This is a genomic window from Chryseobacterium sp. SIMBA_038 (assembly GCF_046535115.1).
Classification (GTDB): Bacteria; Bacteroidota; Bacteroidia; order Flavobacteriales; family Weeksellaceae; genus Chryseobacterium.
The window spans coordinates 1-256 of record NZ_JAWRXH010000282.1; the positions used below are offsets into that span (position 1 = coordinate 1).

Annotated in this window: 1 protein-coding gene; it reads right to left on the reverse strand. The window is 40.2% G+C overall.

Going from position 1 to position 256, the window contains the following annotated elements:
* Positions 1 to 256 (reverse strand): hypothetical protein (locus tag SB689_RS23570; protein WP_410694468.1); only part of this gene is annotated, 256 nt, incomplete at both ends.

Genomic DNA, 256 nt, shown 5'->3' on the forward strand with positions numbered 1-256 from the left:
CCCACCAGTACTTAGGTGAATTGTATTTCAATCCTAAAGAGAATGCCTTTTGTGGAGTTCCCGCTACTTTATAGTCCTTAATATTGGCCGAACCATAGCTTCTGAATCCGTTAAGATCATCAAATGTATATACCTGAGGAGTATTTGTAAATTTATATTGACCAACACTTGCAACCCCCACTGCGTTAAGCGTAGGCGTAACCTTTAGATCAAATCCTAATTCTGCACCAAGATACCTCTTGTCTGCACCACTCAT